This window comes from Kitasatospora sp. NPDC022785 (genome assembly GCF_055561295.1).
This window is the reverse complement of record NZ_JBVHHB010000013.1, coordinates 81,220-96,169: the sequence shown is the minus strand read 5'-3', so window position 1 is coordinate 96,169 and position 14,950 is coordinate 81,220. Positions and strand designations below refer to the sequence as shown.

12 protein-coding genes and 1 pseudogene are annotated in these 14,950 nt (G+C 73.6%); 5 read left to right on the top strand and 8 right to left on the bottom strand.

All coding sequences use genetic code 11. The annotated features are described in order from the left end of the window. Positions 1–15 precede the first annotated feature (15 nt). From ACZ3YO_RS21615 to ACZ3YO_RS21595, 5 genes are all read left to right on the top strand, one after another. Entirely contained in the window at positions 16–951 is a 936-nt protein-coding gene (locus ACZ3YO_RS21615; RefSeq protein WP_465571577.1) for a hypothetical protein, read from the top strand. Continuing rightward, positions 948–2,390, top strand: coding sequence for an NADH-ubiquinone oxidoreductase-F iron-sulfur binding region domain-containing protein (locus tag ACZ3YO_RS21610; protein ID WP_465571574.1), 1,443 nt, complete (start codon positions 948–950; stop codon positions 2,388–2,390). Before ACZ3YO_RS21615 ends, ACZ3YO_RS21610 begins: the two co-directional genes overlap by 4 nt. A gap of 217 nt (positions 2,391–2,607) precedes the next feature. Further along, the gene (locus ACZ3YO_RS21605) at positions 2,608–3,654 is read left to right on the top strand and encodes an SCO0930 family lipoprotein (RefSeq protein WP_465571571.1); all 1,047 of its coding nucleotides are present in this window, start codon (positions 2,608–2,610) and stop codon (positions 3,652–3,654) included. After that, the gene (locus tag ACZ3YO_RS21600) at positions 3,651–4,178 is read left to right on the top strand and encodes a hypothetical protein (RefSeq protein WP_465571569.1); all 528 of its coding nucleotides are present in this window, start codon (positions 3,651–3,653) and stop codon (positions 4,176–4,178) included. The genes ACZ3YO_RS21605 and ACZ3YO_RS21600 overlap by 4 nt, the downstream gene beginning before the upstream one ends. A 758-nt stretch (positions 4,179–4,936) precedes the next feature. Then, complete coding sequence (locus tag ACZ3YO_RS21595) at positions 4,937–5,788, top strand: RNA polymerase sigma factor (RefSeq protein ID WP_465571567.1); 852 nt, start codon at positions 4,937–4,939, stop codon at positions 5,786–5,788. Here ACZ3YO_RS21595 and ACZ3YO_RS21590 read toward each other — a convergent pair. From ACZ3YO_RS21590 to ACZ3YO_RS21555, 8 genes and pseudogenes are all read right to left on the bottom strand, one after another. After that, entirely contained in the window at positions 5,755–6,942 is a 1,188-nt protein-coding gene (locus ACZ3YO_RS21590; protein WP_465571564.1) for a M6 family metalloprotease domain-containing protein, read from the bottom strand. The two genes, ACZ3YO_RS21595 and ACZ3YO_RS21590, sit on opposite strands and share 34 nt — an antisense overlap. A gap of 114 nt (positions 6,943–7,056) precedes the next feature. After that, complete coding sequence (locus ACZ3YO_RS21585; protein WP_465571562.1) at positions 7,057–8,247, bottom strand: M6 family metalloprotease domain-containing protein; 1,191 nt, start codon at positions 8,245–8,247, stop codon at positions 7,057–7,059. A 22-nt stretch (positions 8,248–8,269) separates the two neighbouring features. Further along, complete coding sequence (locus ACZ3YO_RS21580) at positions 8,270–9,547, bottom strand: alpha/beta fold hydrolase (RefSeq protein WP_465571751.1); 1,278 nt, start codon at positions 9,545–9,547, stop codon at positions 8,270–8,272. Beyond that, complete coding sequence (locus ACZ3YO_RS21575; RefSeq protein WP_465571559.1) at positions 9,547–10,515, bottom strand: ABC transporter ATP-binding protein; 969 nt, start codon at positions 10,513–10,515, stop codon at positions 9,547–9,549. The genes ACZ3YO_RS21580 and ACZ3YO_RS21575 overlap by 1 nt, the downstream gene beginning before the upstream one ends. Positions 10,516–10,535: 20 nt before the next feature. Then, positions 10,536–11,327: pseudogene (locus ACZ3YO_RS21570) on the bottom strand (ABC transporter ATP-binding protein); the annotation flags it as partial. After that, on the bottom strand, positions 11,324–12,316 hold the full coding sequence (locus ACZ3YO_RS21565) for an ABC transporter permease (RefSeq protein ID WP_465547662.1): 993 nt from the start codon (positions 12,314–12,316) through the stop codon (positions 11,324–11,326). The pseudogene ACZ3YO_RS21570 and the gene ACZ3YO_RS21565, both read right to left, overlap by 4 nt. Further along, a complete protein-coding gene (locus ACZ3YO_RS21560; protein ID WP_465571555.1) occupies positions 12,313–13,194 on the bottom strand; it encodes an ABC transporter permease in 882 nt (293 codons plus the stop codon). Before ACZ3YO_RS21560 ends, ACZ3YO_RS21565 begins: the two co-directional genes overlap by 4 nt. Continuing rightward, positions 13,191–14,876 carry an ABC transporter substrate-binding protein gene (locus tag ACZ3YO_RS21555; protein WP_465571552.1) on the bottom strand — a complete coding sequence of 562 codons (1,686 nt, stop codon included), beginning with the start codon at positions 14,874–14,876 and terminating at the stop codon, positions 13,191–13,193. Before ACZ3YO_RS21555 ends, ACZ3YO_RS21560 begins: the two co-directional genes overlap by 4 nt. Positions 14,877–14,950 lie beyond the last annotated feature (74 nt).

The following is a 14,950-nucleotide window of genomic DNA, read 5'->3' as shown; positions in this document are numbered from 1 at the left end:
CGGCGGTTCGGCCCGGTGCCACGGGGCGCCGAGCGGGCCGGCCGGGCGCGCGCGGCGGCCGAGGGCGACCAGCCCGCGGAGGGCGGTCGCAGGCGGCCGAGCCCGTGGTCGCTCCTGCCGCCGCTGGCGGCGGGCCTGGGCGTGACGGCCATCGTGGTCGACCCCAGACTGCAGTCGTACCTGACGTACGCCGTCGGGGTGCTCGCGCTCGTCTCGTTCACCTCCGCGGTCCTGTGGGGGCTGGCGGCGACCGACCGGCTGATCCTGAGGCCGGTCCACCGGCTGGTCGCGCAGACCGTCCACCGTGCGATGGGCGTCGCCGGCGTCGTCTTCCTGGCCCTGCACGTCTGGATGAAGCTGATCGTGGGACAGATCGGCGGGCTCGCGGCCCTCGTGCCGTTCGCCGACCCGGCCCGACCGCTGGTCCTCGGACTGGGGACCGTCGCCGGCTACCTCTTCCCCGCGGTGGCGCTCGCCGGGGCGGCCCGCGGGAGGCTCGCCCGCTCGGGCGACGCGCGCCGGTGGAGGGTCATCCACCTCTGCTCGTACCCGGCGTGGGGCGCGGGCCTGGTCCACGGGCTGCAATCGGGTCGGCTCGCGCCCTCCTGGGTGGTGCTGCTGTACGGCGTGGCCGTCGTGGGTGTGATCGTCGCGCTCACGCTCAGGCTGGGCCTCCAGGACCGTTCCGGCCCGCGCCAGGCCCCCGTCCGGCCCCTTCCGCCGGAGGCCGGCGACCCCGGCGTCACCGTCCCGCGCGTGTCGGTGGCCACGGCCCCCGAGTCCGCCGTCCCGCGCGTTCCGGTGGCCGCGGGGCAGACCATGGCTGCCGGGCCGGGGCCGGCCGTGGGGCAGGCCGTGGCTGCCGGACCGGGCCTGACCGTGGGCCGGGGCGTGGCTGCCGGACCGGGGCTGGCCGGCATCGGACTCGGACGTCGGCGGCAGGACGGGTGAGCGGCTTCCCCCCACCCGTCATCTGGTTCGGACGGCCGGTCCTGTTCGCCGGCCTGGAGAGCCTGGAGCGGGTCGACTACCGATCCCACCTCGTGGTCCACGGCCAGCTGCCGGCGCTGCGTGCCGAGGAGTTGGCCGAGCTGGCCGAGAACGTGGACCTACGCGGCCGGGGAGGCGCCGGATTCCCCTTCGCCCGGAAGCTCAGGGCGGTCGGCAAGGCGGTCGCCCGGCGCCGCACCAGGCCGGTCGTGGTCGTCAACGGAACGGAAGGAGAACCGAGTTGCCTGAAGGACACCACGCTGCTCCTGCGTACCCCGCACCTCGTGGTGGACGGTGCGCTGATCGCGGCCGCCGCGATCGGCGCGGAACAGGTCGCGATCGGCGTCACGCGGACCGACACCGAGGAGTCGCTGCGCCGAGCGCTGGCCGAACGACGGTCGGTGAAGCCGCCGGTGACGGTGGTGCGGCTGCCCGAACGGTTCGTCACAGGCGAGGGGAGCGCCCTCGCCCGTGGCATCACCAACGGGATCGCCCTGCCCCGGGGAGGCGGCGTGCGCACCAGCGACAGCGGTGTCGGGGGAGCCCCCACGCTGCTGTCCAACGCCGAGACGTACGCCCAGCTCGCCGTGGCGGCCCGGTGGGGTGCGCTGCCCTACCGGGAGATCGGCACCCCGGAGGAACCCGGCACGGTGCTGCTCACGATCGCCGGCTCGACCGTGGTGGAGACCCCCACCGGAGTGCCGCTGGAGGCCGTCCTGGCGGCGTGCGGCCTGGACGTCGGACAGGGGGTCCTGGTCGGCGGCTACCACGGGAAGTGGCTCACCCCCGAGGCCGCCCGCGCGGCCGTGGTGTCCCGCCAGTCCTTCCAGCGCCTCGGCGGAGCGCTGGGCGCCGGGGCCGTCCTGCCGCTGCCGGAGACGACCTGTCCGCTGTGGGAGGTCGTCAGGATCTCCCGCTGGATGGCGGACGAGACGGCCGGCCAGTGCGGGCCCTGCTACCTGGGGCTCCCCGACCTGACCGCGGCCCTCGAGGACCTGGTGCGCGGCGGTGGCCGGCGCGCACTGGACCGGGTACAGGCCGGGATGCGCGCGGTCACCGGGCGGGGCGCGTGCAGCCACCCCGACGCCGCCGCCCGTTTCGTGGCTTCGTCCCTGGCCGTGTTCGACGACGACCTGGCCGCGCACTCCTACCAGGGAGGGTGCGGGCGGCCGTCGCAGGGAGTCCTGCCCCTGCCGGAGGTGGAGAGCGCCGGCACCATCGTGGTCGACTGGACGCTCTGCGAGGCCCACGGCCTGTGCACCGGCGTCCTGCCCGACGTCATCCGGCTGGGGGCGGACGGGTTCCCCGCCGCGGGCGTGATGCCCGTACCCGCGAGGCTGCTCTCCCAGGCGGCACGGGCCGTCGACCGTTGTCCCGCCCTCGCGCTGCGGATCCAGTGAGGCCGGCGCGACTCCGGCACTGCCGCCCCCTCCCGAGCGCCGCCCGTGCGGCCCGGGGCGCTCGTCGCGGCGGCGGGCCGATCGAGAGATTCCGGAGGGCCATCGACCCTGAAACCCACGTCCCGTGTCCGCGGACCGGCGTTCGACGCCGGACCGGACCACCGGGGACGCGCACATCCACGGAAGGCCAGATTCCACCGATGGAAAGGCAAGAAACATGTTGACGAAGCGATACGGACTGGCCGGGCTCTGCCTGCTGCTGGTCGGGCTCGTGGTGATGGCCCTGTGGGGCAACATGAGCAGCAGCGCCAAGACGCCGTCCGGGTCGGGCCAGCTGGTGGGCGCGCAGGACGCCGCGCCGGCCGGCGGCGGATCCTACGGCTCGTACGACTCCTACGGCAGTGGCGGCGCATCGCCGTCCGCCGGCGGCCGGCCCAGCGGGGCGTCGGCGGGCGGGGGCCAGACCGGGGGCGCCCTGACCGTGCGCAACGACGCCGCGCTCGGCACGGTGGTCACCGACGGCCAGGGCTTCACCCTCTACCGGTTCGACAAGGACATGGCCAAGCCCCCGATGTCCAACTGCAACGACGGCTGTGCCAAGACCTGGCCGCCGGTCGCCAAGGAGGGCACGACCACGGGGAGCGGGATCGAGGCAGGCGCGGTCGGCGAGGTCACGCGGGCCGACGGGTCGAAGCAGCTGACGCTGGGCGGCTGGCCGGTCTACCGCTACGCGCAGGACACCGCGCCCGGCGACACCAAGGGGCAGGGCGTCGGCGGCACCTGGTTCGCCGTGGCGCCCGACGGCAAGAAGGCGGCCGCCGCGGCCGCCGGTGCGTCGGCCTATCCGTCGGAGACGCCGACCGGCGCGGCGCCGAAGCCCCAGCCGGCGCAGCCCGCCCCGGGCGGGGCCCAGGTCTCGGTGACCTCCAACCCGCAGCTCGGTTCGATCGTGGTGGACGCGAACGGCATGACGCTGTACCAGTACGCCAAGGACCCGTCCTGGCCGATGCGTTCGCTCTGCGAGGGCCAGTGCGCGATGACCTGGAAGCCGGCGCCCGCCGTCGACCCGAGCCAGGTCAAGGGCGTCGACCCGAAGCTGATCGGCAAGATGCAGCGCGCCGACGGGACGTGGCAGCTGTCCGTCAACTGCAAGCCCGTCTACACCTACGCGGGCGACAACGCCCCCGGTGATGCCAACGGGAACGGCAAGGACAACCTGTGGTCGGCCATCAACCCCGCCGGGAAGCCGGTGACCGGCAAGTGACCGCGGGGGACTCCACCGTGGCGGCCGTCCGGCCGCGGAGGACCGTCCGTCGTACCTTCCAGTGGCTCGCGCTGACCGTCCTGCTCGTCCTGGGTGTCGTCGAACTGGTCGGCGGTCCAGGAGGGTTGCTCGCCCCTCCGCGGGCGTCGGCCGACGCCGCGCGGGCCTCGGTGGAGGACCTGGCCCGGCGGATCGGCTGTGCGGCCGACATCACGGCCGACACCACCGACCTCCGCCAGGGGCTGTGCACCCTCGGCGACGACGAGGTCTGGATCGCCACCTTCCCGACCTCCGGGGCCCAGACGGCCTGGACGTCGGAGGCCGAGGCGTACGGAGGGTCGTACCTGGTGGGTGACCGGTGGGTGGTCGTCCTGTCCGACACCACGGCGGACCTCGTGCACGCGAAGCTCGGCGGGGTGATCACGGGCGGCGCCGACCACACCGGGCACGGCGATCACGGCAACCCTGCCGACCCTGCCGACCAGGCCGATGGCACCGGCCACGATCCGTCCGGGGCCGGCTGACCCGGTGAGCGTTTGACCGATCCGGCGGTGGCGACGCCACGGAGACTCCTGCGGGCCCATGCCCGCGGGAGTCTCCGTGGCGTCGCCACCGCCGTGGCAGTTCGACAGGGGGCTGTCCGACAGCGTGCGTGTCCGCACCCGTCGCGTTGACGACGGCGAGCCGAACACGCCCTCCTGGAGGGCCTCCTGGTGGTGTGACGGGTACCGCGGGCGGGTGCCGCTCGTCCGCCACGGTGTCATCGGTTGTGCCGCGCTACCGATTCGGAACATACCAAACCCGAATCGGCATTTCTGTTACGCCCGCGGCGCCGGAGGTGAGCCCGGGACCGACGGGACAGCGGGGTCTGCGCAGACGCGGGCCGCCGAGCGAACCGGCGCCCGCGCGTACGGCCCGACCGGCGCCGCCCGCTATTCGGTTTGGGAATGGGCGGGCGGGTGGCGGGCACGGAGACGATTGCCCGAACCGCCGTCCGGCTGGTGTGCTGTGGACCACCCTCCACCGCCTCCCGACGGCACGGCAGCCGTGCGTCACCGGTGTCGTCCAGCCCGGGCAGGCCGAGGGCAACAACAGACGTCACGCCCCCCGCGACCGGGCGCCCCCGCACCCGTCCACCCAAGAGCCGCCAGGTGCAGCGCCGCGCCTGCCCCGCCTCGCAGACAACCGAGCAACGCCCGATTCCCCCGGCCCCGTGCAGCCGCCGTACCCCTGGTTCGCGCGACCTGCCCGTCACGGGGCAACCAGACCTGAGGAGGCCACAGTGACCGTGCGTTCCGAGGACTACGGACCGGGTCTGAGCACCTTGAGCGACGTCGAGCTCTCCGCGGTCCTTCCCGCCGCGACCGCCACCGACGCCTCCCGTGTCGGAGAAGTGATGGCCGAGGTCTTCACCCGCCACCACGGCGCGGTGCTGGCCTACGCGCGCGGCTATTGCCGTGACCCGCAGACCGCACAGGACCTCGCCGCCGAGGCCTACGCCCGTACGTACATGTCGGTGGCCCGTGGTCACGGACCGCGCCACGCCTGGCGCCCGTACCTGATGGCCTGCGTCCGCCGCACCGCGATGGAGTGGAGCCGGCAATTCACCCGTCGCGTGCTGCTGCCGGAGGACTTCGAGACCTGGGCCGAACACCTCGCCGGGGACGCGGAGACCGAGGCCGCGCTGCTCGCCACCGAGGAGAACGCCCTGGTCGCCAAGGCCTACCGCTCCCTTCCCGAGCGGTGGCAGGCGCTCCTGTGGCTCACCGTCGTGGAGGGGGAGTCGGCGGCCGCCGTCGCGGAACGGATGGGGATGACACCGAGCGGCGTGCGCTCGCTCGCCGCGCGGGCCCGCGAGGGACTGCGCGAGGCCTACCTGCGCGAGGACGTGGACGAGGCGGTCGAGCCGGCGTGCCGCCACTTCACCGCCCGGTTGGCCGAGGCCATCCGGCGCCCCCGCCGTCGGCGCGGCCCCGAACCGGCCCGGCGCCTGGAGAACTGCGAGGGCTGCGTCCGGGGGGCGGGGGAGGCCGTGCGCGCCGACCACCGCGCGGGGGCGGCGGTGTCGACGGTCCCGGGCCCTGCCGGCCGCGCGGGGGATCACCAACTGCTGATCTGGACGGTGTCCCCGTAGTCGCCGCCCTGGCGGACGGAGATCTGGACGCGGGCGGACCAGTCGGTGAAGCTCTGGCCCGGGCGGTGGGCCGCCATGTCGAGCGGGCTGCACCCCGGCGGCGGCGTGGCGCCCGGGTTGCCGTTGATCACCCGGACCGGGCCGTCGCCGGTCCGGACGGAGGTGTCGACGCGGTAGACCAGCACGCCGGTCGAGCAGGGGTCCGGGTCGGTGTAGGCGGCCCGGCGGGACTCGACGACGTACGCGGTGGTGGCACTGGTGCGGATCACCCCGATCTTGGTGCCGCCGACGTACTCCACCGCGGTGAGATCGACGGTGGTCCAGCCGGTGCCGGGGAGGCAGGCGATCTGGCTGTCGTCGATCCAGCCCAGCTTCCACAGCTCCCAGCCCAGGTACTGCGGTGCCCGGCCGCCGATCTTGCCCATCAGGTCCCAGCCGCCGACGTAGGCGTGCTGGTCGGTGCCGGTGAAGGCGTAGAGGTCGGGCAGGCCGAAGGTGTGGCCGGTCTCGTGGTCGGCGATCTTCGGTCCCCAGTACCACATGTCCTGACCGAAGGTCACCGCCCACTTGATGCGGGTGCCACCCGCGGTCACACCCGCGGTGGTGGGGTCGTAGACGTAGGTGGGCGTGAAGCTGATCGCCGTGGCGGACTTCGGCGGGACGACGTACACCAGGTCGTACCGTGAGAAGTCGGTGTACGGCGCGGCGGCCCGGACCGCGTCCCGCACGTACGCCTCGTGCTGCTTGAAGCTGATGCCGCGCTGGAAGCCGTACGAGGTGGAGGGCTGCGGCATGCGCAGCCAGCGGTCCAGCGGGCTGATGGCCAGCCAGGTGCGGCCGTAGGAGGCCTGCCACATCCAGTCGGCGGCGGGGGTGAGCTGGGCGGTGTAGGGCTGTGTGGGGCCGTCGGCGGGGGCGTCGGGGAAGTCGACGAAGAGGGTGAGCACGCGCTTGGTGCCGAGCGGCTGCTGGAAGCGGACGCGGTCGGTGCCGTGGCCCTCGTCGGTCCAGCCGGTGGTTCCGGCCAGTGCGCAGGACGAGGCCGGTGCGACGGCCGCGGCGGCGGCGCGACCGGTGGGGGCGACGAGCAGGACCAGCGCGCCGAGTGCGGTCAGCACGGCGGCGAGCGGCCGGGCGAGTCGGGTGGCGTGCACGGGGATGCCTCCTGGGGGAGAGGTCGGTGGGGGTGGGGTCGCGCCGGTGGCCGCCCGGCCGTGGGGGTTGCCCGGCGGCCACCGGCGCGAGTTCGTGGGGTGGTGCCGGGGCGCCTACGCCTTGCCGACCGTGATGGTGTCGGTCTGCGGGCCCCGGTGCCGGACCTCGATCCGGACGCCGGTGGCGGGGTCGGTGAAGGACTGGCCGGGTTGGAAGGCGGCCATGTCGAGCGGTGTGCAGCCCTCGGGCGGGGTGGCGGCGGGGTTGCCGTTGACCACACGGATCGGGCCGTAGCCGGTCTGGACGGAGGTGTCGACCTGGTAGACCAGCACGCCGGACGAGCACGCGGACGCGTCGCCGCCGACGGCGCGGCGCGACTCGGCGACGTACGCGGTGGTCTCGCCGGTGCGGATCACCGCGATCTTGGTGCCGCCGGGGCGTTCGATCGCCCGCAGCTGGACCGTACGGCTGCCGGTGGTGGGCAGGCAGGCGACCTGACGGTCGTCGATCCACCCCAACTTCCAACGTTCCCAGCCGAGATGCTGCGGCGCCGGGCCCGAGATGAGCCCCATCACGTCCCAGCCGCCGACGTAGCGGTGGGCGTCGGTGCCGTCGAAGGCGTACAGGTCGGGCAGGCCGAAGGTGTGCGAGGTCTCGTGGGCGGCGACCTTGGGGCCCCAGCGGTACATGTCCTGGCCGAGGGTGACCGCCCATTTGATCCGCGTGCCGCCCGCCACGATGCCGGGGGTGGCCGGGTCGTACAGGTAGGTGGGCGAGAAGGTGATGGCGGAGGCCGATCTGGTCGGGACGATGTAGAGCAGGTCGTACCGGGAGAAGTCGACGTCCGGGCCGGCGGCCTCGACGGCCTGGCGCACGTACGCCTCGTGCTGTTCGAAGCTGATGCCGCGCTGGAAGCCGTAGGAGCCGGAGTCCTGCGGCAGGTGGAGCCAGCGGTTGAGCGGGGTGATGGCGAGCCGGGTGCGGCCGTCGGAGTCCTGCCGCATCCAGTCGGCGGCCGGGGCGAGTCGGTGGTAGTAGTCGGCGAGTTCGCCGGTGGCCGGGGCGTCGGGGAAGTCGACGAAGAGCATCAGGACGCGTTTGGTGCCCAGCGGCTGCAGGAACTGGGTGGCGTCGGTGCCGTGGCCCTCGTCCGTCCAGCCGGTCCGGCCGGGCAGCGCGCAGGCGGCGGCGGGAGCGGGGGGGCCGGACGCGCCGGCGCCGGACGCGCCGGCGGAGGGGGACGCGGCGGCGACCAGCGGGAGGGCCAGCGCCAGGGCACCGGCGAGAAGGCGGGGGTTCAACACGGTTCTCCCATCGGGGGTTTGCTCAGGCCCGGCCGGAGGCCAGGTCCATCAGACGGGCGAGGACCCGCCCTCCGGAGGCGGTGACACCGTCGTGCTCCCACTCGTTGGTGACCCAGACGCGCAGGCCGCCGACCGCGCGGGCGGTCCGCAGGGACAGGCCGGCATCCACGTACATGTCGTCGTGGTAGACGGCGGCGGCCACCGGGACCGGGTTGCCGGCGAGCCGGGCCGGGTCGTACAGCTCGGGCCAGTCGGTGCGTGCGGCGAGCAGGTCGGCGGCCTCGGCGAACGGGCGCAGGCCGGAGATCTCCCGGAACATCCAGGGGTAGATCATCTCGCCGGTGAGCATGAGCGGGTCGGCATCCTCGGCGAACGCGGGGTGGGCGGCCAGGGCGCGTTCGGCGGCCCAGCCTGTGGCGGTACCGCCGCGGCCGTAGATGGACTCCTGGAGGACGGCGAAGAGCGGGTTGTCGGTGAAGGAGGTCAGCTGCATGACCTGCTGGAGGAAGGTCGCGGTGGGTGCGCCGTCGGCGCCGAGGGCCTCGTCGAGCAGCCAGTGCAGGCGGGCGGAGCCGTCGCCCATGCCGAGCATGAGGCCGAGGGTGCGCAGGCGGCGCACGGTGAGCCGGTCGCCGTCCGGGAGGTGGACCGGGTGGCGGTCGAGCAGGTCGGCGAGGTGCCGGAGCAGCGCGCGGTCGCCGGGGTGGCGGAGGTAGTGGGAGGTGACCCGCTCGCGGACCCGGGGATAGGTGGCGGCGTACACGTCGTCGGCGGTGCTGTTGAGGCCCGGCAGGCCGCCCGTGATGTAGCAGGCGCGCAGGCCCGCCGGCGCGAGGGAGAGGTAGCTGAGGGTGACGAAGCCGCCGTAGCTCTGACCGAGCGTCTCCCACGGTTCGTCGCCGCAGAGTTGACGTCTGATCAGTTCCGCGTCGGCGACGATCGAGTCGGCCCGGTGTAGCGCCAGGTGGTCGGCCAGGCGCCGGGCCGGGCCGAGGCCGGCCGCCGCGCGGGCGGTGACGGGGGTCGAGCGGCCGGTGCCACGCTGGTCGAGCAGCAGTACCCGGTGGGTCTTGAGGGCGTGGTCGAGCCACCCGCCGGTGTTCACCGGGCGCGGTGACTTCCCTCCCGGACCGCCCTGGAGGTAGAGCAGCCAGGGCAGTTGGTCCGGGGCGCGGACCGGGTCGGCGAGCTCCCGGGCGAAGATCTCGATGGTTGCGCCGCCGGGGTCGGCGTGGTCGAGCGGGACGGCGAAGACGTGGTCGGTCACCGCTAGCCCGGGCAGGCGGTGTCTGGTCAGGATCACTGTGGCAACTCCGGGTGGTGACAGGCGACTTCGTGGCCGGGTGCGATCTCCCGCAGGGCGGGTCGCTCGGCGGTGCAGCGGTCGTCGGCCTTCGGGCAGCGGGTGCGGAAGCGGCATCCGCTGGGCGGGTTCAGCGGGCTGGGCAGGTCGCCGCGCAGCGTGATCCGCTCGCGGCCGCGTTCGGCGTCCGGGTCGGGCAGGGGCACGGCGGAGAGCAGGGCGCGGGTGTAGGGGTGCGCCGGGGCGGCGAACAGGGTGTCGCGGTCGGTGGTCTCGACGACGGCGGCGAGGTACATCACGGCGATGCGGGTGCTGATCTGCCGTACGGCGCCGAGGTCGTGGGCGATGAAGAGGTAGGCGAGGCCGAACTCGTCCTGGAGGTCCTTGAGCAGGTTGAGGATCTGGGCCTGCACCGAGACGTCGAGGGCGGAGACCGGCTCGTCGCACACCACCAGCTTCGGCCGAAGCGCCAACGCACGGGCGATGCCGATGCGTTGGGCCTGGCCGCCGGAGAACTCGTGCGGGTGCCGGTCGGCGTGCTCGGGCTTGAGGCCGACCCGCTCCAGCAGCCGTTCCACCGGCTCGTCGGGCTCCAGTCCCTGGTAGGCGAAGGGCGAGGCGAGGATCCGGCGGACGGTCTGCCGGGGGTTGAGCGAGGAGAACGGGTCCTGGAAGACCATCTGGAGCTCACGGCGGACGGGGCGCAGGCCGGCCTCGTCCAGGTCGGCGAGGTCCCGGCCGGCGAAGCGGACGGTTCCGGAGGTCGGCTCCTCCAGGCGGGTGAGCAGGCGGGCCACGGTGGACTTGCCGCAGCCGGACTCGCCGACCAGGCCGAGGGTCTCGCCCGGATCCACCCGCAGCGAGACGCCGTCCACGGCGGTGACGTGTCCGGCCAGGCGCCGGGTGAGTCCGTGGCGGACCGGGAAGCGCTTGACGAGGTCGCGGGTTTCGAGCAGCGCTGTCATGCCGTCTCCGAAAGGGTGGGCAGCCGGTGGGGCAGCGGCCCGTCGATGCGGGGCACGCAGGCGAGCAGGCCGCGGGTGTAGGGCTGCTGCGGGCGGTGGAAGACGTCGTGGACGGTGCCGCGCTCGACCGCGCGGCCGTCGTGCATCACGACGACCCGGTCGGCGAGCCCGGCGACCACGCCCATGTCGTGGGTGATCAGCATGATGGCGGTACCGGCCTCCTGCCGGAGCTCGCGCAGCAGGTCGAGGATCTGGGCCTGGACGGTGACGTCGAGCGCGGTGGTCGGCTCGTCGGCGATCAGCAGGTCCGGCTCCAGGCACAGCGCCATCGCGATCATCACCCGCTGGCGCATCCCGCCGGAGAACTCGTGCGGATAGGAGCGGGCGCGCCGTTCGGGCTCGGGGATGCCGACCCGCTCCAGCATCCGGACGGCGACCCGGTGGGCAGCCTTCCGTCCGGCCCGGTGGTGGGCCCGGTAGGCCTCGGCGATCTGGAAGGCCACCGGGTAGTACGGGTTGAGGCAGGACAGCGGGTCCTGGAAGACCATGGCGATCCGGTTGCCGCGCAGGCGGCGCAGGGAACGCTGGTCCATGCCCGTCAACTCGTGCCCGTCGAAGCGGATCTCGCCGCCGACCCGGGCATCGCGGGGCAGCAGCCCCAGCATGGCGAGGCTGGTGACGGACTTGCCGCTGCCGGACTCCCCGACCACACCCAGCACCTGCCCGGCCGCGAGGTCGAGGTCGAGTCCGTCGACGGCCCGGACGCCGGAGGCGAAGTCGACCGTCAGGTCTCGTACGGTGAGGAGAGTCATCCGACGGCCCTCACTCTCGGGTCGAGCACGGCGTAGACGAGGTCCACCATCAGGTTGGCGAGCACCACGAATCCGGCGGCGAACAGCGTCACACCGAGGATCACCGGCTGGTCGGCGCCCGCGATGGCGTCGGCGGCGAGCTTGCCGACGCCGGGCAGGCCGAACACCGACTCGGTGATGAGCGCACCGCCGAGCAGGGCGCCGAGGTCCATGCCGAAGATCGTCACGATCGGCATCAGCGCGGGCCGCAGCGCGTGCCGGCGTACCACGGTGACCTCGGCCAGGCCCTTGGCGCGTGCGGTGCGGACGTAGTTCTGGCCGAGGCTCTCCAGCATCTCGCTGCGGGTGACCCGGGCGTACACGCCGGCGTAGAGCATGGCCAGGGTGATCCAGGGCATCACCATCGACTGAGCCCAGCCGGCCGGGTCCTCGGTGAGGGGGATGGCCGTCGGGTAGGGCAGCACGTTCAGCCGGACCACCAGCAGGTACTGGAGCACCAGCGCGGTGAAGTAGACCGGCAGCGAGACCCCGCCGAGGGCGGCCGTCATCGCGGCGCGGTCCCAGAGGCTGCCGCGCCGCAGCGCGGACACCACGCCCGCCGTCACGCCGACGGCCAGCCACAGCAGGGCCGCGCCGACGGCGATCGAGATGCTGACGGGCAGCCGGCCGGTCAGCATCTCCCACACCGGCTGGTTCGTCTGGAAGCTGAAGCCCAGACAGGGGAACGGGCACTGGGCGGCCTGCGCGCCGGTGCCGTACGTGCGGCCGGAGACGATGCCGGCGAGGTAGTCCCCGAACTGGGCGAGCGGGGAGCGGTCCAGGCCGAGGGTGGCGCGGATCCCGGCGAGCCGTTCCGGGCTGCAGGCCTTGCCGCAGGCGCCCTGGGCCGGATCGGCGGGCATCAGGTAGAAGATCGCGAAGGTGACGGCACAGATCACCAGCAGGACGAGTGCGGTGACGGCCAGTCTTCGCAGCAGGTAGAGGATCATCGTGGTTTGCTCCGGGGGTCGAGCGTGTCGCGCACGGCGTCGCCCAGCACGTTGAACGCGAGCACGGTGACGAACAGGAGGACGCCGGGGATGAGGAAGTAGGCCGGGTCGGCGGCGTACCAGGGCACGGCGGTGGCGATCATCTGCCCCCACGAGGGCGTCGGCGGTTGTACGCCCACGCCGAGGAAGGACAGGCCGGCCTCGGTGGCGACGCAGGCCGGGATCGACATCGTCGCCACCACCAGCACCGGTCCGGTCAGGTTGGGCAGCACCTCGCGCAGCAGCAGGGTCCGCCGGGACGCGCCGAGCACCCGGGCCGCCGCCACGAACTCGCCACGGGCGAGCACCATCGCCTGCCCGCGCACGATCCGCCCGACGTACGGCCAGCCGAAGAACCCGAGCACCACGACCAGCAGCAGCCGGCGGTCGGCGCCGGGCGCGGCGGAGATCAGCGCGATCATGAAGATCAGGCTGGGGAAGGACATCAGCAGGTCCATCAGCCGGCCGATGACGGTGTCGGTCCAACCGCCGAGGAAGCCGGCGAGCAGGCCGAGCGCGGTGCCGAGGAGCAGGGACACGGTGGTGGCCAGGACGGCGATCAGCAGGGAGACCCGCGCGCCGTACACCACCCGGGCGAGCACGTCCCGGCCGTTGACGGGCTCCACGCCGAGCCAGTGCTCGGCGCTGATCCCGCCCGCGGCCCCGCGTGGCAGTCCGCCGAGCGCCGGGTCCACCGCCTCGCCGTGGAAGGCCGTCGGGGAGCTGCCGGCCAGCCAGGTGATCAGCGGGGCGGCGAGTGCGGTGAGCACCAGCAGGGCAACCGCGGTCAGCGCGAGCGCCGCCGAGCGCTGGGCCAACAGCTTTCGCAGGACGGTCACTTCCGCAACCCCAGCGAGACGAGGTCGAGCCGGCCGACGAAGGCGGTGTGCCCGTACGCGCCGGTCACGTTCGGCCCGACCAGCACGGCGGCCCGGTCCCAGAGGAACGGCACGACGGGGGCGTCCCGCATGATGCGTTTGGCGAGCTCGCCGTACGCGCTCCGCGCGGCGGCCGGGTCGCCCGCGGCCGCGATCTCGTCCAGCCGGGCGTCGACGTCGGGGGAGTCGTACTGGGCGCGGTTGTTGTTGCCCTCGGGGGTGATCAGCCGGCCGTCGAACAGGATCGGCAGGTAGGTGGAGGCGCCCGGCCAGTCCGGCGTCCAGCCGTCGATCACCAGGTCGTGCTGCCGGGCGGGGCTGCCGACCGTGCTGTAGAAGGCCGAGGAGCTGATCTCGTTGATCTTCACGGTGATGCCGGCCCGGGCGAGCGAGGCCTGCACCGCCTCGCCCTGTGCCTTGCCGCCGGTGGTGGCCGGGGTGTCGAGGGTGAGCTCAAGGCCGGAGGCGTGACCGGCCTCGGCGAGCAGGGCCTTGGCCTTCTCCGGGTCGCCCTTGCCGTCCTTGCTCGGGTACGGGTCCTCGGGGGCCGCGTCGGGCAGGGTGGGGGGCAGCAGGGTGGTGGCGAGGTCGCCCGCGATCGGGCCGCCGCGGGTGGTGCGCAGGGCGTCCTTGTCGAGCGCGTAGGCGATGGCCTGCCGCACCCGGACGTCGTCCAGCGGCCGGTGCCTGGTGTTGATGCCGAGGAAGCGGGTGTTGATGGACTCGCCGGTGACCAGGCGCTTCTTCAGCTGCGGGTCGTTCATCACCCGTCCGACCGAGGCCGGACCGATCGGCTCCATGGCGACGGCGTCGGCGTCCTCGCCCTGACCGGCGATCAGCCGCTGGTCGACCACGGCCGGGTCGAGGTTGAGGTCGACGACGACCTTGTCCGGCAGTCCCTTGCGGACGCTGTCGGTGGCCCGGTCCCACGCGGGGTTGCGGACCAGGGTGAGCCGCTTCTTGGGCTCGAAGCCGTCGATCCGGTAGGGGCCGGAGGAGAACGGGCGGTTGTCGTAGGCCACGCCGGTGTCCTTGTCCTGCGGCACCGGGGCGAACATCGGCAGTGACACGGCGGAACCGAAGTCGGCCACCGGACGGTTGAGCCGGAAGACGATGGTCCGCTCGTCCGGGGTCTCGATCGACGCGAGCCCGGCCGGGTCCTTGTACGGCCCCTTGTACGTCTCGCCGCCCGCCAGCCAGAGCCGCGCGTACGGCGGGCCCTCGGGCAGCTCGGCGGCGAAGGTACGCTCCACGCCGTACTTGACGTCCTTGCTGGTGACGGGCCGGCCGTCCTCGAACTTCACGCCCTCCTTGAGGGTGAACGTCCAGGTCCGCGCGCCGTCGGTGGGGTGACCGGTGTCGGTGGCCAGGTCCGGGACGATCTGCCCGCCGGCCTGCCCGGGGGCGGGGGCGAACGTGGTGAGCGTCCGGTAGAGCAGCCGGCCCACGTCCTGGGTGGAGGTGACGTAGGCGCGGGCCGGGTCCAGGTGCTCCAGGTCGATGCTGGACAGGACGTGCAGGGTCCCGCCCGGCGCCGGGACGGCGTCCGCGGCCGGGCCGCTGGCGTCCGGCCCGCCACAGGCGGCCGCCGACAGCAGTCCGAGGGCCGCGGTCAGGGCGCATGCGGCTCTTCGTATCCTCATTTGTCCCTCTTCTATGCGATATGACATTTCACATGTGGGACAAGATTGAGCCTCCCCGGCCCCTTCCGGGAGCT

Excerpts from the sequence above, each read along its gene's own strand:
- ACZ3YO_RS21575 (WP_465571559.1), bottom strand. The coding sequence starts at position 10,515 with ATGACAGCGCTGCTCGAAACCCGCGACCTCGTCAAGCGCTTCCCGGTC.
- ACZ3YO_RS21565 (WP_465547662.1), bottom strand. The coding sequence starts at position 12,316 with ATGATCCTCTACCTGCTGCGAAGACTGGCCGTCACCGCACTCGTCCTG.
- ACZ3YO_RS21555 (WP_465571552.1), bottom strand. The coding sequence starts at position 14,876 with ATGAGGATACGAAGAGCCGCATGCGCCCTGACCGCGGCCCTCGGACTG.
- ACZ3YO_RS21605 (WP_465571571.1), top strand. The coding sequence starts at position 2,608 with ATGTTGACGAAGCGATACGGACTGGCCGGGCTCTGCCTGCTGCTGGTC.